Consider the following 19,761-nt stretch of genomic DNA (forward strand, 5'->3'; position numbering starts at 1 on the left):
CTTATCTCTTATGTCCGTAGTTGAGGATTTCCGTAGCCCGCTCCAGCGAGGGAGCGAGTGGATTCTAGGCCAATCATCCCGGAGGATAAATAAATTGTTGGGAACTTTGTAATGAAGTGTGAGTCTAATCACCCCCGTCATTTCGCAAACGATTATCTTGTGACCGCTCTCTCGTGAGCGCTATTGTTCGTTTGGATACGATTGGGATCAGGCAGAGGGCCGGTATTCCCAGTAAGGCGGTGGCGATAAAGAAGTGGCTGTAGCCGATCTGCTCCACCAGGGCCCCCGAAAAGCCAGCCAGAAACTTGGGCAACAGCAGCATGATGGAGCTGAACAGGGCGTACTGAGTGGCGGAAAAGGCGACGTTGGTGAGGCTCGAGAGGTAGGTGACGAAGGCGGCGGTAGCGATGCCGGCGGCCAGGTTATCCAGCGAGATGATGACGGTGAGCAGCCAGATATTGTGGCCGATCTGCCCGAGCAGGGAGAAGAGCAGGTTGGTGCTGGCGGTGAGCAGGGCGCCGACCAACAGGATGCGCAGGGTGCCAAAGCGCATCACCAGCACGCCACCGAGGCTGGCTCCGACCAGCGTCATGATGACGCCGTAGACCTTGGTGATGGTGGCGACCTCGGTCTTGCTGAACTGCAGATCGACATAGAAGCTGTTGGTCATCACGCCCATCACCACGTCCGAGATGCGATAGCAGGCGATGAGCGCCAGGATCAGCAGCGCCGTCTTGCCATAGCGCTCGAAGAAATCGCTGAAGGGGCGCCAGATAGATTCGATACACCAGGCACCCAGAGCGGCCAGGGCGGGTGAGCACCCCTGGTTCATCAGGCGCTGCTTGCAGGCGGCCTGCTCATCGCTCTGGCGTTTCAAATCGGTGTGCGGCTCGTGGCAGAGCAAGGTGGTGATCACGCCGACACTCATACAGGCGGCCATGATGAAATAGGTGAGCTGCCAACCGCGTTGGGAGTACCCAGTGTCGCTGCCAAACCAGGCGGCCAGCGCCAGGGCGCCGGCGCCGGCCAGGATCATCGCGAGCCGATAGCCGGTCATGTAGGCCGCCGCCATGGCGGCCTGCAACCGCTCCGGGGCCGATTCGATGCGAAAGGCGTCGATGACGATGTCCTGAGTGGCCGAGGCAAAGGCAACCAGCAGGGCGAACAGGGCGAGATGGCTCAGACTGAGCCGGGGATCGCTCATCCCCATGCCGACCAGGGCCACCATGACCAGGATCTGTGAGAGCAACATCCAGCTGCGGCGTCGTCCGAGCAGCGCAGAGAGCAGGGGCAGGGGAAGACGATCCACCAGGGGGGACCACAGCCACTTGAAGCCATACGCCAGGGCCACCCAGCTCATGTAGCCAATGTCGGTGAGGCTCACCTCGGCCTCGCGCAACCAGAACGAGAGGGTACCAAAGACCAGTAGCAGGGGCAGTCCGGATGAGAAGCCCAGCGCCAGCAGGGTGAGCACCCTGGGCTCAAGATAGATGGCCATGGCCTGCAGCCAGCCTGACGTGTTGCGCACCTGCGGATCCTCGTGACAAAACGTGAAGGCGGGCACTGGGCCCGCCTGAATGCTTACTTGCTCTTCTTGCCTGCCTGCTGCTCGGGCAGCAGGGTGACATGGCGCAAGATAACGGGGGTGGTCGGCACGTTGTTGGCGCGCAGTATGCTGCTGTATTGGGTCGGCGTCTGGGACAGCTTGTCCAGCACCTCGATACCGCTCACGACCTGGCCAAAGACGGTATACCCGGCCTGACCCACACCATCCAGATTGGTGTTGTTCACCAGATTGAAATAGAACTGGCGGGTGGCGCTGTCGACCGCCTGAGTGCGGGCCATGGCGATAGTACCCCGTTTGTTGGAGAGGCCACCGATGGACTCATTAACCACGGGATCATAGGTGGGCAACTGCTGATACTGTTGGTTGTATCCCCCCCCTTGAACCACGAAGCCTGGCACTATGCGGTGGAACAGGCTGCCGTCATAGCTGCCATCGGCCACATAACGCAGGAAGTTCTTGACCGTCTGCGGCGCCATCTTGGGCGCCAGCTCGACCACGATATTACCGTGGTTGGTCTCAAACTGTACCCTGGGTGCCGCCAGCAGTGCGGTCGGCAACAGGCTGGCGGCCAGCACCAGCACTCTTATCCATGTTCTCATCGTCTCTCCCCCGTTAGCCCGGTTGGCCCTTGAGGTAGCCACGCAGCTGCTGATCCGCGAGGACCTGTTGCAGCAGTCCGCTCAGTTGCTGGTTCAGGGTGGACTCCAGCTCGCTCATGTCGGGTTGACCCGGCCCCTCTTTGGACGAGGAGGCGTTGTACTGCTTGCTGACCCGGTTGCCCTGGAAGTCGGCGGTGGCGCGCAGGCTCACCTTGGACTTGGTGACATAGGTGAAGGTCTTCTCCTCGACGTTCACGGCCGCCTGCAGCACTTCCAACTGGAGGTTGGTGGTGCCCGTGTTGCCCACATTCAGCCCCTGACTGCGCAGCCCTTCGGAGAGCTTGTCGGAAAGGATCTGCCCGAGAGGGGCGTAAGGGTTGACCAGCACGGGGGCCTTCTCTTTCTTCTTGACCGAGATGACGTAGGCCGCCTCGCGGCGATCGATCCCCTCCAGGGTGATGCTATTGCCGGAGTAGTACTGTTGGTTGGCCGGGATGATCTGGGGATTGATGTAGGCCGTTTCGGGCCAACTGGTCGCACAGCCGCCGAGGGCGAGGGCGGCCATCAGGATCAGAGACTTCTTCATCTGGGGTTCCTTTAACGTTTGATGGCTTTCAAGATAACGAATTTTTTATTGCCTGCAACGAGTTGGGCGTTACCAAACAGGCGCTTGAGCTTCAGGTGGTAGTCGAGATGGCGATTGCCGACTACCCAGAGATCCCCACCGCGCGGGAGCACTCGATGAGCATCCTGGAACATCTGCCAGGCGATGTGGTCTGTGATGGCCTGCAGCTGGTGGAAGGGGGGATTGCAGAGGATGCGATCCGCACTGCCGATCTCGACACCGTCGAGACAGTTATTGACCATAAAGTGGGCCCGCCCGACGGCATCGGGCAGGTTCTCCTGCACATTCTCACGGGCCGAGGCGATCGCCATATAAGACTCATCGCAGAAGGTGACCTCCACCTGAGGATCCCGGGCAAGCAGGGAGAGTCCCAGTACGCCATTGCCGCAGCCGAGATCAACAACCTGGCGGGCGCTCATCACCGGCAGATGCTCGAGCATGAAGCGGGCACCGATGTCGAGGCTGGTTCGCGAGAAGACGTTGGCGTGGTTGCGCAGCACCATGTCGGTTCCCTCCAGCGGCCAGACCGTGGGATAGGGGTCGGCGGCCTTGCAGGGCTCGCCGCGCGGCACACAGTGGATGAGGCGTGCCTTCTTCCAGGCCAGCGAGGTGGTGGTGACCCCTAACCACTTCTCGAACAGTTGCAGGGTTGAGGTGTGGATCTCCTTGGCCTTGCCGGCGGCAAGAATGCGGGTCTGCGGCGTGACGACCCGGGAGAGGGCGATCAGCTGCTGCTCGAGCAGGGCCTGGTACTTGGTCACCTTGATGACCACCAGGGCCGGGGCGGCAGGCAGGGGGGCCAGGGCATCTTGCCAGGTGACGCGCTCGGGCTCGAGCCCGTTGCGTCTGAGGTTTTCCTCGGCGCCGCGGCGGCTGACAAAGGAGTCGCTGGCGAAGACGGGGCCATGGCTGTGCAAGAAGGCGGTCAGCGCCCCAAACCCGTCATTCATGATCACCACAGCCCCTGCAGGAATACTTTCCTCGGCCAGGGTGGTGATCAGGTATTCGTCGGCAGCATCCCAGGCTTGCAACGGATCGTTGGCTTGTGGCGGATAGCGCAGCAGCTCAAACTGGCAGTGGGGATGATCGAGACGGGTCAGCATCAGGGCTCCGATAAGGCATAAACGGGCCGCTATTTTAGCGACTCAGCGCCAGAAGTGGGAGGATAAATGAAGGAGGTTAAGCCGGATGGCGCTGCACTGCGCTATTGGCCCACCTGGCTCTCGGAAGATGAGCAGGTGTGGTGGTGGCGCTGGCTGGAGGAGAATCCGTGGCAGCAATATACCCTGCGACTGTTTGGACGGGCCGTGCCACAGCCAAGACTGAGTCTCTGGTATGGGGATCACGCCTACCGCTATTCGGGCCTTATGCTGCCATCAACCCCTTGGCCCGAGCCCTTGGCCCGGTTGCGAGACAGGGTCAGTCTCGCCACCGGTTATGCCTTTAACAGCGTGCTGCTCAATCTCTATCGAGACGGCAGTGACAGCATCGGATGGCACAGTGACGATGAACCCGAGCTGGGGCCGACACCGGCGGTGGCGACCGTCACGCTGGGGGAGTGCCGGCCTCTTCTACTACGGCGCGTGAGTGACCACAGCTGCCGCGAGGCGCGCTGGTTGCAGCCCGGTTCCCTGTTGCTGATGGCCCCCGGTGTCCAGAGCCAGTGGCAGCACAGCCTGCCCAAGACCCGGCGCAGCGTGGGACCGCGCATCAGCCTTACCTTTCGTTTACTCCATCCGGGCCGGTAGAATGGCCCTCATCGTCAGTCAGCGGAGTCTGTTTATGCAGTTACAAGCCCTTATAGAGAAGAAGCTGCGTGAGGCGCTCACCCCGAGCCACCTCGAAGTGATTAACGAGAGTCACATGCATCGTACCGAGCCGGGGGCCGAGAGCCATTTCAAGGTGATCGTCGTGAGCGAATGCTTTGCATCGGAGCGGTTGTTGGCACGTCATCGCAGGGTCAATGGTCTGCTGGCCGAGGAGCTGGCCGGTGGCCTGCATGCGTTGGCCCTGCATACCTACACGCCGGCCGAATGGCTGGGTCGAGGTGAGGCGCCACGGACCCCCTCTTGCGTGGGAAAACCCGGTCTGTGAGCGAACAGAGACATCAAGGGCGGCGTGCCTTGCCGCCACTGCGGGTCTGTCGTGCGCAATCTATTCATTAAATTTTCTTGACCATGACAGGCATCGAATCACTTTATCCCTTTATGGGTATAAGTGGTTTATCTCCTTGTCTTGTCTGAAAAGTCACGCTGGATCATCTATCACAGTTTGTGGGGAGATTTTTGTGATGTTGCGTGAATTTTCCTGTTTTGACATGGCGGGGAGAATCACCGTGATGATAAACTTAGGCGCTTTTTTTGAATTTCCATGGATGTGGTCACTCAAGACCACATCCCGGAGAGTCAATCCGCGGTCGGGAGCCTCTCCCGGCACTTACCAACCTGTCTTCCCGTAACGGTAGTGCAAGTGAGTATGATTACAATTAAAAAAGGACTGGACATCCCCGTGCTGGGTGCGCCAGAGCAAGTAATCTACGATGGCCCCGCCATCACCCGTGTCGCTACACTCGGCGAGGAGTATGTGGGGATGCGTCCCACCATGACCGTCAAGGTCGGGGATCGCGTCAAGAAGGGTCAGGTTCTTTTTGAAGACAAGAAGAATCCTGGCGTGAAATTCACAGCCCCTGCCGCCGGTGTCGTTGCCGAGATTAATCGTGGTGACAAACGTGTTCTGCAATCCGTCGTGATCGATATCGACGGTGACGAGCAGATCACCTTTGCCGCCTTCTCTTCTGCCGAGCTGGCTCAACTCGATCGCGCCAAGGTCCAAGAGACCTTGGTGGAATCCGGTCAGTGGGTCGCCCTGCGTACTCGCCCCTTCAGCAAGGTGCCCGCCGTTGGCAGCACCCCGCGCGCCATTTTCGTCACCGCCATGGATACCAATCCGCTGGCTGCCAGTGCCGAACTGATCATTCGCGAGCAGGCTCAGGCCTTCACCGATGGTCTGGCCGTGCTGAGCCGTCTGACCGATGGCAAGGTGTATGTGTGCAAGGCCGAGGGTAGCCTGCCTCAGTCCTCCCTGCCGCAGGTGCAGGAAGAGGTCTTCGTTGGCCCGCACCCCGCAGGTCTGCCCGGCACCCACATCCACTTCCTGGACTCTGCCAGCGCTCACAAGATCGTGTGGCACATCAACTACCAGGACGTGATCGCCTACGGCAAGCTGTTCACTACCGGCGAGATCTGCACCGACAAGGTGGTCTCTCTGGCCGGTCCGAACGTGCTCAAGCCGCGTCTGCTGCGTACCCGCGTGGGCGCCAGCCTGGCCCAGCTGACCGACAATGAGCTGCGTGCCGACGAAAACCGCATCATCTCCGGCTCTATCCTGAGCGGTGTGCACGCCAAGGGCGAAGTCGCCTACCTCGGGCGCTACCACAACCAGGTCAGCGTGCTGGGCGAAGGGCGTGAGAAGGAGTTCCTCGGCTGGGCCAACCCCAGTGCCGATAAGTACACCATCACTCGCACCACCTTGTCCCACCTCTTCAAGGGCAAGCTGTTCAACTTCACCACCACCACTAACGGTAGTGATCGCTCCATGGTGCCCATTGGCAACTATGAGCGAGTGATGCCTCTGGATGTCCTGCCGACCCTGCTGCTGCGCGATCTGATCGCCGGTGACACGGACAGCGCCCAGGCTCTCGGTTGCCTGGAGCTGGATGAGGAAGATCTGGCCCTGTGTACCTTCGTCTGCCCGGGCAAGACCGAATATGGTCCGATTCTGCGCCACTGCCTGACCAAGATCGAACAGGAAGGTTAAGCGATGAGTTTTAAGCAACTTCTTGAAAAGATGGAACATCACTTCGAGCCGGGCGGAAAGTACGCTAAGTACTATGCCCTGTTCGAAGCGGCGTACACCCTTTTCTATACTCCGGGTTCTGTGACCCGCTCCGCCTCCCACGTCCGTGATGCGCTCGATCTGAAGCGCATGATGATCATGGTGTGGCTGGCCGTGTTCCCGGCCATGTTCTGGGGCATGTACAACGTCGGTAACCAGGCCATGAGCGCCGTCGCCCAACTGGGCAGCGTCGCCGGTCTCGATGGCTGGCAGTACACCCTGGCCTCCCTGCTGGGCGCCTCGCTGGATCCCGCCGTGGCGGGTATCGGCAGCAAGCTGCTGATCGGTGCCGCTCACTTCTTCCCGATCTATATCACCGTCTTCCTGGTCGGTGGTTTCTGGGAAGTGCTGTTTGCCATGGTACGCAAGCACGAGATCAACGAAGGCTTCTTCGTGACCTCGATCCTGTTCGCCCTGATCGTGCCGCCCGAGCTGCCGCTGTGGCAAGCTGCCCTGGGTATCACCTTCGGTGTGGTGCTGGCCAAGGAAGTGTTCGGTGGTACCGGCAAGAACTTCCTGAACCCGGCCCTGGCTGGTCGTGCCTTCCTGTTCTTCGCCTACCCGGCGCAGATCTCCGGTGATGCAGTCTGGGTTGCCGTGGACGGCTTCTCCGGCGCCACCGCCCTGAGCCAGTGGGCCCAGGGTGGCCAGAGTGCCCTCATCAACGCGGCAACCGGTCAGACCATCAGCTGGATGGACGCCTTCCTTGGCAACCTGCCGGGTTCCATCGGTGAGGTCTCCACCCTGATGATCCTGCTCGGCGGCGCCATGATCGTCTATATGCGCATCGCCTCCTGGCGCATCATCGCCGGCGTGATGATCGGCATGATCGCCACCTCCCTGCTGTTCAACGTGGTTGGTTCCGACACCAATGCGATGTTCAGCATGCCGTGGCACTGGCATCTGGTGCTGGGCGGTTTCGCCTTCGGCATGATGTTCATGGCTACCGATCCGGTCTCAGCCTCCTTCACCAACACCGGTAAGTGGTGGTATGGCGCCCTGATCGGCGTGATGGTGGTGCTGGTGCGCGTGGTCAACCCCGCGTTCCCGGAAGGCATGATGTTGGCCATTCTGTTCGCGAACCTGTTTGCCCCGCTGTTTGACCACTTCGTGGCACAGGCGAACATCAAGCGGAGGATCGCTCGTGGCGTTTAATAAAGATTCCACCATGGGCACTGTCAGCATCGTCGCTGGCCTGTGCCTGGTCTGCTCCATCGTCGTATCGGTGGCCGCGGTCGGCCTGCGCCCGGCGCAGCAAGCCAACAAGGCCCTCGACAAGCAGTCCAACATCCTGTCCGTCGCTGGCCTGGATGTGAGCAATGTGACCAAGACCTATGGCGAGAAGATCGAGGCCCGCCTCGTCGATCTGGCAAGCGGTCAGTTCGTGGAAGGGGATGCCGACGGCTTCGACATGCTGGCCGCCGCCAAGGACCCGTCCAAGAACTTCCTGATCCCCGCCGACGCGGATCGTGCCGGTATCAAGCGCATCGCCAAAACCATGCCGGTGTTCCTCGCCAAGGGCGAAGACGGCAAGGTTGAGAGCGTGATCCTGCCGATCTACGGTCAGGGCCTGTGGTCCACCATGTACGCCTTCCTGGCGGTCGCGCCGGATGGCCAGACCATCAAGGGCATCACCTACTATGACCAGGGTGAAACCCCGGGTCTGGGTGGCGAGATCGAGAATCCAGCCTGGCGCGAGCTGTTCGTCGGCAAGAAGCTGTTCGATGCCGATGGCAAGCCGGCCCTGCGTGTGATCAAGGGTCATGCGCCGGAAGGCTCCGAGCATGAGATCGACGGTCTCTCCGGCGCCACTCTGACCTCCAACGGCGTCCAGCACACCTTCGAGTTCTGGATGGGTTCCAATGGCTTTGGTCCGTTCCTGGCCAAGCTGCGTGCAGGAGAGCTCAACAATGGCTGACAAGAGCGAAATGAAAAAGCTGCTGTTGACCCCGGTGCTCGGCAACAACCCCATCGCACTGCAGGTGCTGGGTGTCTGTTCCGCCCTGGCGGTTACCAGCCAGATGAAGACAGCGTTCGTGATGACCCTGGCCGTAACCGCGGTCACGGCCTTCTCTAACCTCTTTATCTCTCTGATCCGTAACCAGATCCCGAACAGCGTGCGGATCATCGCCCAGATGGCGATCATCGCCTCGCTGGTTATCGTGGTAGACCAGGTGCTGAAGGCTGTCGCCTATGACATCTCCAAGCAGCTCTCCGTGTTCGTCGGCCTCATCATCACCAACTGTATCGTGATGGGGCGCGCCGAAGCCTATGCCATGAAGAGCGCCCCGCTGCCTTCCTTCCTGGACGGTATCGGTAACGGTCTGGGTTATGGCGCCGTGCTGCTGACCGTGGCCACCGTGCGCGAGATCCTGGGCTCCGGCTCCTGGTTCGGTATCGAGCTGCTGCCGCTGGTGAACAACGGTGGCTGGTACGTGCCGAACGGCCTGCTGCTGCTGCCGCCGAGTGCCTTCTTCCTGATCGGCCTCATCATCTGGGCGGTCCGTACCAAGGACCCGAAGCAGGTGGAGGCGAAGGAGTAAGCGATGGAACACTATATCAGTCTGTTAATTCGTTCGATCTTCATCGAGAACCTGGCGCTCTCCTTCTTCCTGGGGATGTGTACCTTCCTGGCGGTGTCCAAGAAGGTAAAAACTGCCCTCGGCCTCGGCATCGCCGTGACCGTGGTGCAGACCATCGCCGTACCGGCTAACAACCTCATCTTCAACTTCGTGTTGAAAGATGGGGCCCTGGTCGCCGGCCTGGATCTGAGCTTCCTGAGCTTCATCACCTTCATCGGTGTGATTGCTGCTCTGGTACAGATCCTGGAGATGGCCCTGGACAAGTACTTCCCGGCCCTCTACAACGCCCTCGGCATCTTCCTGCCGCTCATCACCGTGAACTGCGCTATCTTCGGTGGCGTCTCCTTCATGGTGCAGCGCGACTACAACTTCGCCGAATCCGTCGTCTATGGCGTCGGTTCCGGTGCGGGTTGGATGCTGGCTATCGTGGCCATGGCGGGTATCCGCGAGAAGATGAAGTACTCCGATGTACCGGACGGCCTGCGCGGTCTGGGCATCACCTTCATCACCGCCGGCCTGATGGCGCTGGGCTTCATGTCCTTCTCTGGTATTTCCCTGTAATCGGAAAGGAAATATAGATGGAAATTATTTTGGGTGTGGTCATGTTCACCGTGATCCTGCTGGCGCTGGTGGCAGTCATACTGTTCGCCAAGTCCAAGCTGGTGACCGCCGGTGACGTGACAATCTTGATCAATGATGACGCGGGCAAGGCGGTGAAAACCCCGGCCGGCGGCAAGCTGCTCGGCGCCTTGGCCGGCAGCGGTATCTTCGTCTCCTCCGCGTGCGGCGGCGGCGGCTCCTGCGGCCAGTGCCGCGTCCGCGTCAAGTCCGGCGGCGGTGACATCCTGCCGACCGAGCTGGATCACATCAGCAAGCGTGAGGCCCGTCACGGCGAGCGTCTGGCTTGCCAGGTGACCGTGCGTCAGGACATGGATATCGAGCTGCCGGAAGAGATCTTCGGCGTGAAGAAGTGGGAATGTACCGTCATCTCCAATGACAACAAGGCCACCTTCATCAAGGAGCTCAAACTGCAGATCCCCGATGGCGAGAGCGTGCCGTTCCGCGCCGGTGGTTATATCCAGATCGAGGCGCCGGCTCACAAGGTGGAGTACAAGAACTTCGACATCCCCGAGATGTATCGTGGTGACTGGGATCGCTTCAAGCTGTTCGATCTGGTATCGACCGTCAACGAGCCGATCATCCGTGCCTACTCCATGGCCAACTATCCGGAAGAGTTCGGCATCATCATGCTGAACGTGCGGATCGCGACCCCGCCGCCCAGCAATATGCAGCTGCCGCCGGGCCAGATGTCCTCCTTCATCTTCAACCTGAAGGCCGGAGACAAGGTGACCATTTCCGGTCCGTTTGGTGAGTTCTTTGCCAAACAGACCGACAACGAGATGGTGTTCATCGGTGGTGGTGCAGGTATGGCGCCGATGCGTTCCCATATCTTCGACCAGCTGCGTCGACTGAAGTCCAAGCGCAAGATGAGCTTCTGGTACGGTGCCCGCTCCAAGCGCGAAATGTTCTATGTGGAAGATTTCGACATGCTGCAGGCGGAAAACGACAACTTCCAGTGGCATGTGGCGCTGTCGGATCCGCAGCCGGAAGACAACTGGACCGGCTACACCGGCTTCATCCACAACGTGCTCTATGAGAACTACCTCAAGAACCACGATGCACCGGAAGACTGCGAGTTCTACATGTGCGGTCCTCCCGTGATGAACGCCGCCGTCATCAACATGCTCAAGAGCCTGGGCGTGGAAGACGAGAACATCCTGCTCGACGACTTCGGTGGCTAATCGATGCGTTTTGCAGTAAAGACATGGCTGGCCCTCACCGGGCTGGCCTTTTTCTTGACTGGGTGCGGTCAGGAAAGCGTCAACGCCAAGCCGGAGATCCATATCACCGGCAGCACCATGGGAACCTATTATTCCATCAAGGTCGCCGACCCGATTGGCCCAGCGCCCGAGGCCTTTCAGGCCGAGGTCGATGCGCTGCTCGAGCGTGTCAACGACCAGATGTCCACCTATCGTCCCGACTCCGAACTGTCGCGCTTCAACCAGAGCCGTGACAGCAAACCGATCGTGGTCTCTCGTGACACGGCTCGGGTTGTTGCCGAGTCGCTGCACCTGGGCCGCGAGACCCGAGGTGCATTGGATGTGACGGTCGGTCCTCTGGTCAACCTGTGGGGATTCGGCCCTGACAAGCGTCCGACCAAGGTCCCTACCGAAGAGTTGATCGCTCAGACCCGTCAGAAGACCGGTCTTGGCAACCTGCATGTGGTCACTTCGGTCGATGCCGATACCCTGCAAAAAGACATACCGGATCTCTACGTGGATCTCTCCTCCATCGCCAAGGGGTTTGGCGTGGACAAGGTGGCCGAGTACATCGAGTCGTTGGGTTCGCGCAACTACCTGGTTGAGATCGGCGGTGAGCTGCGTATCAAGGGGCTCAATGGCAAGGGACATCCTTGGCGAGTGGCCATCGAGAAGCCGGTGGCCGGCAGCGCGGAAGGTTCGGTGCAGGAGGTGATCGTCGTTGGTGACAACGGGGTGGCCACCTCGGGCGACTACCGCAACTACTATGAGCTCAATGGCCAGCGTTTCTCCCACACCATAGACCCGGCAACCGGTAAACCTATCACTCACCGTCTCGTCTCGGTGACCGTGGTGCATCCCTCCTGCATGACGGCGGATGGGCTGGCGACAGCCTTGACCGTGATGGGACCGGATAAGGGAATGGCCTATGCCAAGGAGAAGGGATTGGCTATCTTCATGGTCACCAAGACCGATGAGGGTTTCCGTGAGGAGTATTCGGATGCCTTCAAGCCCTATCTGGTGAGAAAGTGATATGCAAATCTTTCTGATAACCTTTGCCGTCTTCTTGCTGTTTGTCGCGGCCATGGCCATCGGCTACATCATCAAGAAGAAGACCATCTCCGGCTCCTGCGGTGGGCTGGGTGCCATCGGCATCGAGAAGGAGTGCGACTGTCCCGAGCCGTGCGACAATCGCAAGAAGAAGATGGCCGCCGAAGAGGCGCGCCGCAAGATGCTGGAAGAGAATCGCATCATCTAGCCGTTACAGCAGCGGGGCCATCGGCCCCGCTCTGTTTTTCAGTAGTCATACTGGCGACACTGTTTTTTCCGAAATTCATGTTTCCAGCGTGCCAACTCTTCCCGTGTTCCCAGCACGTCCCCCTTCTCGATCGCGCTCTCCAGCACCTCGATGCGATCATGGAGCCACTGACACTCCGCCGTGGGATTATTCTTGGCGGCCAGGGGCATGACCAGCATCAACATCAACCAGCCCGCATGTGCGTCCATCTGTACCTCCTCTGCAAATGGCTTACATAGGAATAGACGCATCCTCTCCTGGCAAGGCTGTCAGAAAGCACAGGTGAGCCTGTATACTGTGGTTTTATCCAGTGATGGCGGCGGGGCTGCACGCTCGGGGCGCAATGATGAAGAAGGGGGCTGGATGGGGCGGAAGATTATCCATATCGACATGGATTGTTTCTATGCTGCGGTCGAGATGCGCGACAATCCCGCCCTGCGGGAAGTCCCCATCGCTATCGGTGGCAGCGTGGATCATCGCGGCGTCATCTCAACGTGTAACTATGTGGCGCGCCGCTTTGGCGTTCGATCGGCCATGCCGACGGCCGTCGCCCGCCGTCTCTGTCCACCCTTGGTACTGCTGCCCGGCCGGTTGCCCTATTACAAAGAGGTCTCCCGGCAGCTGCATCACATCTTTGCGCGTTATACCCAGCTAATCGAGCCGCTCTCTCTGGATGAGGCCTATCTGGACGTGACCGAATGCTCCCGGCTGGGGGGCTCGGCGACCCGGATCGCCGCCGAGATTCGCGAGACCATTCGCCTTGAGCTGGGCCTGACAGCCTCTGCTGGCGTCGCCCCTAACAAGTTTCTCGCCAAGGTGGCCTCGGAGCGTAACAAGCCCGATGGCCAGTTTGTCATCGCCCCCCATCAGGTGGATGAGTTTGTGCGCCAGCTGCCCCTCGCCCAGATCCCCGGCGTGGGTCGCAAGAGCGCCGAGCGGATGGCCGCCCTCGGTTTTATCACCTGCGACGATCTGCGCGGCCTCACTTCGGAGGAGGGGAAGGCGCTCTGGGGTAAACAGGGTGAGGCCCTGCTGGAGCGTGCCTGGGGAGTGGATGAGCGACCTGTGACCGTGAGTCGTGAGCGCAAGAGCGTGGGGGTTGAGACTACGCTGGATGAGGACTTGTCCCCTCGAGAGGGGCCTGTCCTCGCCTGTCTGGAGGGGCTCTGGCCTGAACTGCTGGGACGCCTGGCGCGGCATCAGGGGGGGCGTCCGGTACGGGGAATGGGGATCAAGCTCAAGTTTGCCGATTTTCAGCAGACCACCGTCTATCGCAGCTGTGACAAACCCGATGTCGGGTTGTTGCCGACCCTGCTGCGAGAAGGGCTGCAACGGGCACGTGGTCGCGGGATCCGGTTGGTGGGGGTCGTGGTCGGAGTTGGGGATTCGTCTGAGCAGCTTCCTCTTGATTTATAAATATATTATTAAGTTCTGATGCATCCTCGCCGATAGTATTTTGTATTGCATCCAACAAGGCTGTTTCCATGAACGCTCTCTCGGTCCAGTGGCGCATCACCCTTTCTGCCGGTGTTTGCTTGCTCCTGCTCTCGGTTTCCCTTATCAGCTTCTCTCTGTATCAGGGTGACGCGCTCAAATCGCGCATCGATGCCCGTATGGCAGAGAGTGCGCGTACTGCCGCTCAGGACGTGATGCAGTCTCAGGGCGTGGCACAGTCCGCCAGGGTGACCGCCTACCTGGATGAGTCTTTCTATCGAGCCTCCCTGTTGGCGCAGGGGATCCTCTTTCAGCGCAAGAATGCCCAGGACAATTTCATGCATTCTGAGGCGCTGCGCGGAGCCCTCAACCAGCTATTGCATGAGTCTCTGACAGCGGCGCCTAACTTGCTCGGTGTCTATGGGGTGTTTGAACCCGATGCCCTCGACGCAGAGGACGCCAACTATGTGGGATCCAGCGCGTTGGGCTCCAATGAGAAGGGGCGTTTTTCCGTCTATTGGGCCCGTGGCAAGGAGGGGATAGTCGCCGAGCCCATGAGCGAAGAAGATCTCGCCGATGTGAAGCTGGACGAGAACGGCATCCCGGTCAATTACTGGTACAGCTGTAGTCTGAAGAGTGGGCGCAACTGCCTGCTCGAGCCTTATTTAGACGAGGTAGAGGGACAGAATCGTCTGATGACCTCGGTCACCGCTCCTCTCATCGATGAGGGTAAGGTGATCGGCATGGTCGGTGTTGATCTGGCGCTCGATCGTCTGCAGCAAGTAGTACAAAGCATGGATGATGCTCTCTATGGCGGTAGCGGTGATGTGATGTTGCTGAGCCAGGGCGGCATAGTCGCAGGCCAAAGCGGCTTCGAGGTTTCTGTCGGCAAGCCGGTGGGCCAGGATGCGTTGGGCAATCAGCTCAGGGGCTGGCTCAAGGAGGGGAAGGCGCTCTCCCGCTGGAGTGAAGATGGCGCCTGGCTGCAGAGCTTCACGCCGATCCGGGTTGCCGATACGGGGCACACATGGGGGGTCTATATTCAGCTGCCTCGCGCCGTGGTGCTGGAGGGGGCGGATCGCCTCAGTACCGAGCTGGCCGAGCACGCCTCGCGCAGCGGTTGGATGCAGATCCAGATCGGGGCCTTTATCACCCTGTTGGCGCTCGGCGCCATCACTCTGCTGGCGCGTCAGGTGGTGGCTCCCATCCGGGCCGTGGTCGGTCGACTGCGTGATATCGCCAGTGGTGAGGGGGATCTCACCCAACGGCTGCAGATAGCCAGACAGGATGAGCTCGGGGAGCTGGCGCGTTGGTTCAATCTGTTCCTCGACAAGCTGCAGGGCACCGTCTCTCAGGTGGTGGATACGGTGGTGGACACCCGGGAGACGGCCAGCCAGGCTGCGGCGGTAGCCGAGCGCACCCGTGACAGTCTGCAGGCTCAGTTCAAAGAGGTGGAGATGGTGGCCGCCGCGTTTGAAGAGATGAATGCCAGTGCCGCCGAGGTGGCTGGCAGTGCCAATAGCGCGGTGGCCTCGGCCAAGGGTGCAGAGCAGATGGCCCGCCAGGGCCGGCAGACGGTCCATGAGAGCCAGCGCGCCATGGAAGAGCTGATGCAGGTGATCGAGGCAGCCCGCCCTATGGCTGAGCGGCTGTCTGACGAGAGCGACAATATCGGCAATATCCTCGAGGTGATCCAGGCGATCGCCGAACAGACCAACCTGCTGGCACTCAACGCCGCCATCGAGGCGGCCCGGGCCGGTGAACAGGGGCGGGGTTTTGCCGTGGTGGCGGACGAGGTGCGTAGCCTGGCAGGCAGGACCCAGGACTCTGTGGTCCAGATCCGTGAACTCATCGAGCAGTTGCAGGGAGGGACGAGCGGTGTGGTGGAGGCCATCGTCGAAGGCCATGCCAGGGCCGGGCGTACCCGGGAGCGGGTTGAGGCTTCGGTCGCCATGCTGGAGCAGATCCTCGAGGCCGTGGGCTCGATTGAGCAGATGAACGATCTCATCTCACGCGCCGCCGGTCAGCAGAGCGAGGTGATTCACTCCCTCAATCAAAATGTGGCGACCATACGGGATGTGAGCCAGAGCATCAGCCAGGAGGCGGTCACCTCAGCCAGCATTGGCCGGGAGATGTTCACCCTGGCCGATCGCCAGCAGGCCCTGATGGGGCAGTTCAAGGTGTGACCCGCCTGCGGCCGGGAGCCGACGGCGGATAGAAAAAAGGCGCCATCCTGAGGTGGCGCCAAACAATTCAGATGACAGACAGGTCAAATCGTCAGATTTGGACCTTATCTTCCCGGGGGAAGATTACACAACACCACAATCGACAGTCACTGACTCGGGAAAAAGCTCTTCTCACAGCGTTTAATGGAGAAGTGCGAGCCATATGGCAACTGATTGTGCGGCGAATTATGTTTATTCGCTGGTGGCGTCGCAACCGACAATTTATAATGCAGACCATTAGAAAATCTCATCTTTGGCAGGAGTCATGTCGCGTCGTCTTCCTCCCCTCAATGCCCTTAAGGCTTTCGAGGCGGCGGCTCGCCACCTGAGTTTTACTCGGGCGGCGGAAGAACTGTTTGTTACCCAGGCAGCCATCAGCCATCAGATTAAAGCGCTGGAAGAGTATCTGGGGATAAAGCTGTTTCGCCGCAAGAACCGTTCTCTGCTGCTGACCGAAGAGGGGCAGGGCTACTTTCTCGATATCAAGGATATCTTTGCCTCTATCGCCGAGGCGACCGAGAAGCTGCTGGCACGCAGTGCCAAGGGGGCGCTCACCGTCTCCTTGCAGCCGAGCTTCGCGATTCAGTGGCTGGTGCCACGCCTGGTACGCTTTAGCGAGCGTCATCCTGACATCGATGTGCGTATCAAGGCGGTCGATCTGGATGAGGGGTCGCTGACCGACGACGTGGACGTGGCCATCTACTACGGGCGTGGCAATTGGCCGGGACTGCGAGCCGACAAGTTGCATACCGAATACCTGATCCCGGTCTGCTCTCCCATGCTGTTGACCGGGCCCAAGCCCCTGCGCACCCCCGAGGATTTGACTCGTCACACCCTGCTGCACGATACCTCCCGTCGCGACTGGAAGGCTTGGTTCAGACAACTGGGGATCGATGCCCCCAATGTCAATCAGGGGCCCATCTTCAGCCACTCGACCATGGTGATCCAGGCCGCCATTCACGGTCAGGGGGTGGCGCTTGGCCACAGCGTGCTGGCGCAGCCCGAGCTCGATGCCGGTCGCCTCATCTGCCCATTCGAGCAGGTGCTGGTGAGCAAGAATGCTTTCTATCTGGTCTGCCAGGAGCAGCAGTCGGAGCAGGGCAAGATAGTCGCCTTCCGCGACTGGATGCTGGAGTTGGTGGAGCAGGAAGAGGCGCGCCGCCGGGCTCAGGTCAAACCATGATCCTGGCTCAAGGTGCTGCGGATGCGCCGGTTCGCCTCTTGTTGGCTCACGGTGCTGGCGCCGGCATGGAACATCCCTTTCTCGCTACCCTGAGCGCGCTGTTGGCGGGTGAGTCGCTACAGGTGGTGCGCTTTAACTTTCCCTACATGGCGCGCATGGAAAGGGAGGGGGGGCGCAGGCCTCCCGATCGTGCGCCCGTGCTGCTCGACTGCTGGCGCGAGGTGATCGCCGCCCATGCTCACCCCAGGCTCATTCTGGCGGGCAAGTCCATGGGGGGACGGATGGCCGCCGAGTTGGCCGATGAAACGGGGGCTGCGGGATTGGTGCTGCTGGGGTATCCTTTCCATCCCGTCGGCAAGCCTGAGCGCTGGCGTGGTGACGTGCTCAAGGAGATTGCAACACCGACCCTATTGTTGCAGGGGGAGCGAGACGCTTTTGGCTGTCGCGAGGAGCTGACCGATTTTCCCTTCTCTCCTGCGGTGCGGCTGCACTGGTTGCCAGATGGTGATCACAGCCTGGTACCGCGCAAGAGCAGCGGCCTCACCGAGGCCGACAATCTGGCCACGGCGGCTCGCCTGATCCGGGCCTTTGCTGACGAGGTAACAGGATGAGAACACAACGCATCGAGCTCATGCTGGCAGCCCTGATGGGGCTGACCGCCACCCTGTTGGGCGCTTATGGCGCCCATGGCTTGCCGGCCACCGGCATTGCCCAGGATAAGCTTTCCGCCTTCAACACGGCGGTGCAATACCAGTTTTTTCACGCCCTTGCGCTGTTGGCGCTCGGGCTTTCCCCCCTGCGAGGGCGTGGCCTGGCCTGGGTGGCCGGCCTCTTTGCGCTGGGCACCCTGGGATTTAGCGGCAGCATCTACGCCATGGTGTTACTGGGTACCAAGGGGATCGGTCTGCTGACACCGCTTGGGGGAGTCTGTTTTATGTTGGGATGGGCAGCCCTGTTCTGGGTTGGCTGTCGTCTTGGAGGAAAGAATGAATAACCTACTGATTTATTGCCGTCCCGGCTTTGAGAAAGAGGCTGCGGCAGAGATCACCGAGCGTGCCAGCAATATGCAGTGCTACGGCTTTGCCCGGGTCAAGGACGACAGCGGCTATGTGACCTTTGAGCTCTATGAGGAGGGGCAGGCTGATCTGCTGGCACGCAAGCTCCCGTTCCGTGAGCTCATCTTCGCACGCCAAATGCTGGTGCTGACGCACGATCTCGCCGACCTGGATCAGGGGGACCGGATCCGGCCCATCGTAGAGGCGTGCCGTGACTACGCCATCTGCGGGGATCTGCGAGTGGAGACTGCCGATACCAACGAGGCCAAGGAGCTCTCGGCCTTCTGTCGCAAGTTCACCGTGCCCCTGCGCCAGGCCCTGCGCAGCAATGAGATCCTGACCAACAAGGAGACCCCGAACCGCCCGGTTTTCCATGCCTTCTTCCTGGCAACGGATCATGTGCAGCTCGGCTACTCCTATTCGTTTAACAACTCCGAGTTTCACATGGGGATACCGCGCCTGCGCTTCCCCTCCGACGCGCCGAGCCGCTCGACCCTGAAGCTGGAAGAGGCGTTTCATGTCTTTGTGCCCAAGGAGGAGTGGGATCTGCGTCTGACCTCGGGCATGAAGGCGGTGGATCTGGGGGCCTGCCCTGGTGGTTGGACCTATCAGCTGGTGCGCCGCGGCATGATGGTGACGGCGGTGGACAATGGCCAGATGGCCGACTCCCTGATGGAGACGGGTCAGGTCAAGCATCTGCGCGATGACGGTTTCATGTGGAAGCCATCGAGGAAGAACACCTACTGGCTGGTCTGTGACATGGTCGACAAGCCGGCTCGCGTGGTGCACATGATTGCCGATTGGTTCCAGGATGGGCTCTGCCAGGAGGCGATCTTTAACCTCAAGCTGCCCATGAAGAAGCGTTTCGTGGAGTGCGAGCATAATCTGGATGTGCTGCGTGCCCGTCTGGCCGAGATCGATCCCGGTTTCATCATCCAGGCCAAACAGCTCTATCACGATCGTGAGGAGATCACGGTACACGTCTATAACCGCTATGCAATCTCCAAGCTGCAGCCGGCTTAAAAACGGTAGTCGAACCTGAGACTCGACTCGCCGTCGGTGAGCTTCAGCTCGATCTGCATGGGAATCGTCTTGTCGCTGGGGGTGAGCTGGACCTTGAGTCCGTCGCCCCTCAGCTTGACCGAGGTATCCATGGTGCCGGCCCGAAACTTGATTCTGGGTCTGAGGTTTTCAAAGCCGACCGAGACGCGCTTGTCGGGTGTGAGATTGAGTCTGTGGTAGGGGGTGATGACCTCTTCACCACTGGCTTCTCGCTTGACCTCCAGCGAGAGGCTGGAGTAGCGGTTGATCTGAAGCAGCTCTTCCTGGGTCTTGATTTGGGTGAGGGTTTCGTTATCGCTGACACTCTTCCAGCTCGCTGCATCGAGCGCCATGGCCGACAAGACGGGTAAGAACAGCAGTATCAAAACACGCATCGGACATCCCTCCCTTCCCTGTTACAACCATAGAACAGGGTCAT

Annotated in this window: 22 protein-coding genes; 16 read left to right on the forward strand and 6 right to left on the reverse strand. The window is 60.2% G+C overall.

All coding sequences use genetic code 11. The features are described from left to right. Window positions 1-124: 124 nt before the first annotated feature. From BN1121_RS09850 to BN1121_RS09865, 4 genes are all read right to left on the reverse strand, one after another. Window positions 125-1,498, reverse strand: coding sequence for an AmpG family muropeptide MFS transporter (locus tag BN1121_RS09850; protein WP_043597856.1), 1,374 nt, complete (start codon window positions 1,496-1,498; stop codon window positions 125-127). Window positions 1,499-1,581: 83 nt separating this feature from the next. Further along, window positions 1,582-2,166 (reverse strand): peptidylprolyl isomerase, encoded by a 585-nt coding sequence (locus tag BN1121_RS09855; RefSeq protein WP_152424619.1) that lies wholly within the window; start codon window positions 2,164-2,166, stop codon window positions 1,582-1,584. A gap of 13 nt (window positions 2,167-2,179) precedes the next feature. Beyond that, entirely contained in the window at window positions 2,180-2,752 is a 573-nt protein-coding gene (locus BN1121_RS09860; RefSeq protein WP_005349107.1) for a YajG family lipoprotein, read from the reverse strand. Between the two features lie 11 nt (window positions 2,753-2,763). After that, window positions 2,764-3,894 carry a methyltransferase gene (locus tag BN1121_RS09865; RefSeq protein WP_005349108.1) on the reverse strand — a complete coding sequence of 377 codons (1,131 nt, stop codon included), beginning with the start codon at window positions 3,892-3,894 and terminating at the stop codon, window positions 2,764-2,766. A 66-nt stretch (window positions 3,895-3,960) separates the two neighbouring features. Here BN1121_RS09865 and BN1121_RS09870 point away from each other — a divergent pair, with 66 nt between their 5' ends. The 10 genes from BN1121_RS09870 (at window position 3,961) to nqrM (ending at window position 12,345) form a co-directional block, all read left to right on the forward strand. Then, window positions 3,961-4,539, forward strand: a complete 579-nt coding sequence (locus BN1121_RS09870) for an alpha-ketoglutarate-dependent dioxygenase AlkB family protein (protein WP_005349110.1) — start codon at window positions 3,961-3,963, stop codon at window positions 4,537-4,539. Between the two features lie 34 nt (window positions 4,540-4,573). After that, window positions 4,574-4,885 carry a BolA family protein gene (locus tag BN1121_RS09875; protein ID WP_043597859.1) on the forward strand — a complete coding sequence of 104 codons (312 nt, stop codon included), beginning with the start codon at window positions 4,574-4,576 and terminating at the stop codon, window positions 4,883-4,885. A gap of 381 nt (window positions 4,886-5,266) precedes the next feature. Next, entirely contained in the window at window positions 5,267-6,607 is a 1,341-nt protein-coding gene (locus BN1121_RS09880) for a Na(+)-translocating NADH-quinone reductase subunit A (RefSeq protein WP_005349120.1), read from the forward strand. Between the two features lie 3 nt (window positions 6,608-6,610). After that, a complete protein-coding gene (locus BN1121_RS09885) occupies window positions 6,611-7,840 on the forward strand; it encodes an NADH:ubiquinone reductase (Na(+)-transporting) subunit B (RefSeq protein ID WP_005349122.1) in 1,230 nt (409 codons plus the stop codon). Further along, complete coding sequence (locus BN1121_RS09890) at window positions 7,830-8,603, forward strand: Na(+)-translocating NADH-quinone reductase subunit C (protein ID WP_081606398.1); 774 nt, start codon at window positions 7,830-7,832, stop codon at window positions 8,601-8,603. The genes BN1121_RS09885 and BN1121_RS09890 overlap by 11 nt, the downstream gene beginning before the upstream one ends. Further along, window positions 8,596-9,228 (forward strand): NADH:ubiquinone reductase (Na(+)-transporting) subunit D, encoded by a 633-nt coding sequence (locus BN1121_RS09895; protein ID WP_005349126.1) that lies wholly within the window; start codon window positions 8,596-8,598, stop codon window positions 9,226-9,228. Before BN1121_RS09890 ends, BN1121_RS09895 begins: the two co-directional genes overlap by 8 nt. Before the next feature lie 3 nt (window positions 9,229-9,231). After that, window positions 9,232-9,828, forward strand: coding sequence for an NADH:ubiquinone reductase (Na(+)-transporting) subunit E (nqrE, locus tag BN1121_RS09900; protein ID WP_005349128.1), 597 nt, complete (start codon window positions 9,232-9,234; stop codon window positions 9,826-9,828). Window positions 9,829-9,845: 17 nt separating this feature from the next. Beyond that, window positions 9,846-11,069 (forward strand): NADH:ubiquinone reductase (Na(+)-transporting) subunit F, encoded by a 1,224-nt coding sequence (nqrF, locus tag BN1121_RS09905; protein WP_005349130.1) that lies wholly within the window; start codon window positions 9,846-9,848, stop codon window positions 11,067-11,069. Between the two features lie 3 nt (window positions 11,070-11,072). Then, window positions 11,073-12,119: an FAD:protein FMN transferase ApbE gene (locus tag BN1121_RS09910; RefSeq protein ID WP_005349131.1), complete on the forward strand. Its 1,047-nt coding sequence runs from the start codon at window positions 11,073-11,075 to the stop codon at window positions 12,117-12,119. 1 nt (window position 12,120) lies between these two features. Beyond that, the gene (gene nqrM / locus BN1121_RS09915) at window positions 12,121-12,345 is read left to right on the forward strand and encodes a (Na+)-NQR maturation NqrM (protein WP_005349134.1); all 225 of its coding nucleotides are present in this window, start codon (window positions 12,121-12,123) and stop codon (window positions 12,343-12,345) included. 38 nt (window positions 12,346-12,383) lie between these two features. Here nqrM and BN1121_RS09920 read toward each other — a convergent pair whose 3' ends face one another. Continuing rightward, window positions 12,384-12,593 (reverse strand): hypothetical protein, encoded by a 210-nt coding sequence (locus BN1121_RS09920; protein WP_005349136.1) that lies wholly within the window; start codon window positions 12,591-12,593, stop codon window positions 12,384-12,386. Window positions 12,594-12,747: 154 nt separating this feature from the next. Between BN1121_RS09920 and dinB the strand changes: the two genes are divergently transcribed. From dinB to rlmM, 6 genes are all read left to right on the forward strand, one after another. Further along, window positions 12,748-13,800 carry a DNA polymerase IV gene (gene dinB, locus BN1121_RS09925; RefSeq protein WP_005349138.1) on the forward strand — a complete coding sequence of 351 codons (1,053 nt, stop codon included), beginning with the start codon at window positions 12,748-12,750 and terminating at the stop codon, window positions 13,798-13,800. A 68-nt stretch (window positions 13,801-13,868) separates the two neighbouring features. Continuing rightward, entirely contained in the window at window positions 13,869-16,004 is a 2,136-nt protein-coding gene (locus BN1121_RS09930; RefSeq protein WP_005349141.1) for a methyl-accepting chemotaxis protein, read from the forward strand. A gap of 304 nt (window positions 16,005-16,308) precedes the next feature. Further along, on the forward strand, window positions 16,309-17,226 hold the full coding sequence (locus BN1121_RS09935; protein WP_005349144.1) for a transcriptional regulator GcvA: 918 nt from the start codon (window positions 16,309-16,311) through the stop codon (window positions 17,224-17,226). Continuing rightward, on the forward strand, window positions 17,223-17,837 hold the full coding sequence (locus BN1121_RS09940; RefSeq protein ID WP_005349148.1) for an alpha/beta family hydrolase: 615 nt from the start codon (window positions 17,223-17,225) through the stop codon (window positions 17,835-17,837). The genes BN1121_RS09935 and BN1121_RS09940 overlap by 4 nt, the downstream gene beginning before the upstream one ends. Then, window positions 17,834-18,220, forward strand: a complete 387-nt coding sequence (locus tag BN1121_RS09945) for a DUF423 domain-containing protein (protein ID WP_005349150.1) — start codon at window positions 17,834-17,836, stop codon at window positions 18,218-18,220. The genes BN1121_RS09940 and BN1121_RS09945 overlap by 4 nt, the downstream gene beginning before the upstream one ends. Beyond that, window positions 18,213-19,304 carry a 23S rRNA (cytidine(2498)-2'-O)-methyltransferase RlmM gene (gene rlmM / locus BN1121_RS09950; protein WP_005349152.1) on the forward strand — a complete coding sequence of 364 codons (1,092 nt, stop codon included), beginning with the start codon at window positions 18,213-18,215 and terminating at the stop codon, window positions 19,302-19,304. The genes BN1121_RS09945 and rlmM overlap by 8 nt, the downstream gene beginning before the upstream one ends. Here rlmM and BN1121_RS09955 read toward each other — a convergent pair. Beyond that, a complete protein-coding gene (locus BN1121_RS09955; protein WP_005349154.1) occupies window positions 19,301-19,717 on the reverse strand; it encodes a hypothetical protein in 417 nt (138 codons plus the stop codon). The two genes, rlmM and BN1121_RS09955, sit on opposite strands and share 4 nt — an antisense overlap. Window positions 19,718-19,761 lie beyond the last annotated feature (44 nt).

It is taken from the genome of Aeromonas diversa CDC 2478-85 (assembly GCF_000819805.1).
Taxonomy (GTDB): Bacteria; Pseudomonadota; Gammaproteobacteria; order Enterobacterales; family Aeromonadaceae; genus Aeromonas; species Aeromonas diversa.

Bases quoted from the DNA above. Each gene is read 5' to 3' on its own strand.
- BN1121_RS09850 (WP_043597856.1), bottom strand. From the start codon at position 1,498: ATGGCCATCTATCTTGAGCCCAGGGTGCTCACCCTGCTGGCGCTGGGC.
- BN1121_RS09855 (WP_152424619.1), bottom strand. From the start codon at position 2,166: ATGAGAACATGGATAAGAGTGCTGGTGCTGGCCGCCAGCCTGTTGCCG.
- BN1121_RS09860 (WP_005349107.1), bottom strand. From the start codon at position 2,752: ATGAAGAAGTCTCTGATCCTGATGGCCGCCCTCGCCCTCGGCGGCTGT.
- BN1121_RS09865 (WP_005349108.1), bottom strand. From the start codon at position 3,894: ATGCTGACCCGTCTCGATCATCCCCACTGCCAGTTTGAGCTGCTGCGC.
- BN1121_RS09870 (WP_005349110.1), top strand. From the start codon at position 3,961: ATGAAGGAGGTTAAGCCGGATGGCGCTGCACTGCGCTATTGGCCCACC.
- BN1121_RS09875 (WP_043597859.1), top strand. From the start codon at position 4,574: ATGCAGTTACAAGCCCTTATAGAGAAGAAGCTGCGTGAGGCGCTCACC.
- BN1121_RS09880 (WP_005349120.1), top strand. From the start codon at position 5,267: ATGATTACAATTAAAAAAGGACTGGACATCCCCGTGCTGGGTGCGCCA.
- BN1121_RS09885 (WP_005349122.1), top strand. From the start codon at position 6,611: ATGAGTTTTAAGCAACTTCTTGAAAAGATGGAACATCACTTCGAGCCG.
- BN1121_RS09895 (WP_005349126.1), top strand. From the start codon at position 8,596: ATGGCTGACAAGAGCGAAATGAAAAAGCTGCTGTTGACCCCGGTGCTC.
- nqrE (WP_005349128.1), top strand. From the start codon at position 9,232: ATGGAACACTATATCAGTCTGTTAATTCGTTCGATCTTCATCGAGAAC.
- nqrF (WP_005349130.1), top strand. From the start codon at position 9,846: ATGGAAATTATTTTGGGTGTGGTCATGTTCACCGTGATCCTGCTGGCG.
- BN1121_RS09910 (WP_005349131.1), top strand. From the start codon at position 11,073: ATGCGTTTTGCAGTAAAGACATGGCTGGCCCTCACCGGGCTGGCCTTT.
- nqrM (WP_005349134.1), top strand. From the start codon at position 12,121: ATGCAAATCTTTCTGATAACCTTTGCCGTCTTCTTGCTGTTTGTCGCG.
- BN1121_RS09920 (WP_005349136.1), bottom strand. From the start codon at position 12,593: ATGGACGCACATGCGGGCTGGTTGATGTTGATGCTGGTCATGCCCCTG.
- dinB (WP_005349138.1), top strand. From the start codon at position 12,748: ATGGGGCGGAAGATTATCCATATCGACATGGATTGTTTCTATGCTGCG.
- BN1121_RS09930 (WP_005349141.1), top strand. From the start codon at position 13,869: ATGAACGCTCTCTCGGTCCAGTGGCGCATCACCCTTTCTGCCGGTGTT.
- BN1121_RS09935 (WP_005349144.1), top strand. From the start codon at position 16,309: ATGTCGCGTCGTCTTCCTCCCCTCAATGCCCTTAAGGCTTTCGAGGCG.
- BN1121_RS09940 (WP_005349148.1), top strand. From the start codon at position 17,223: ATGATCCTGGCTCAAGGTGCTGCGGATGCGCCGGTTCGCCTCTTGTTG.
- BN1121_RS09945 (WP_005349150.1), top strand. From the start codon at position 17,834: ATGAGAACACAACGCATCGAGCTCATGCTGGCAGCCCTGATGGGGCTG.
- rlmM (WP_005349152.1), top strand. From the start codon at position 18,213: ATGAATAACCTACTGATTTATTGCCGTCCCGGCTTTGAGAAAGAGGCT.
- BN1121_RS09955 (WP_005349154.1), bottom strand. From the start codon at position 19,717: ATGCGTGTTTTGATACTGCTGTTCTTACCCGTCTTGTCGGCCATGGCG.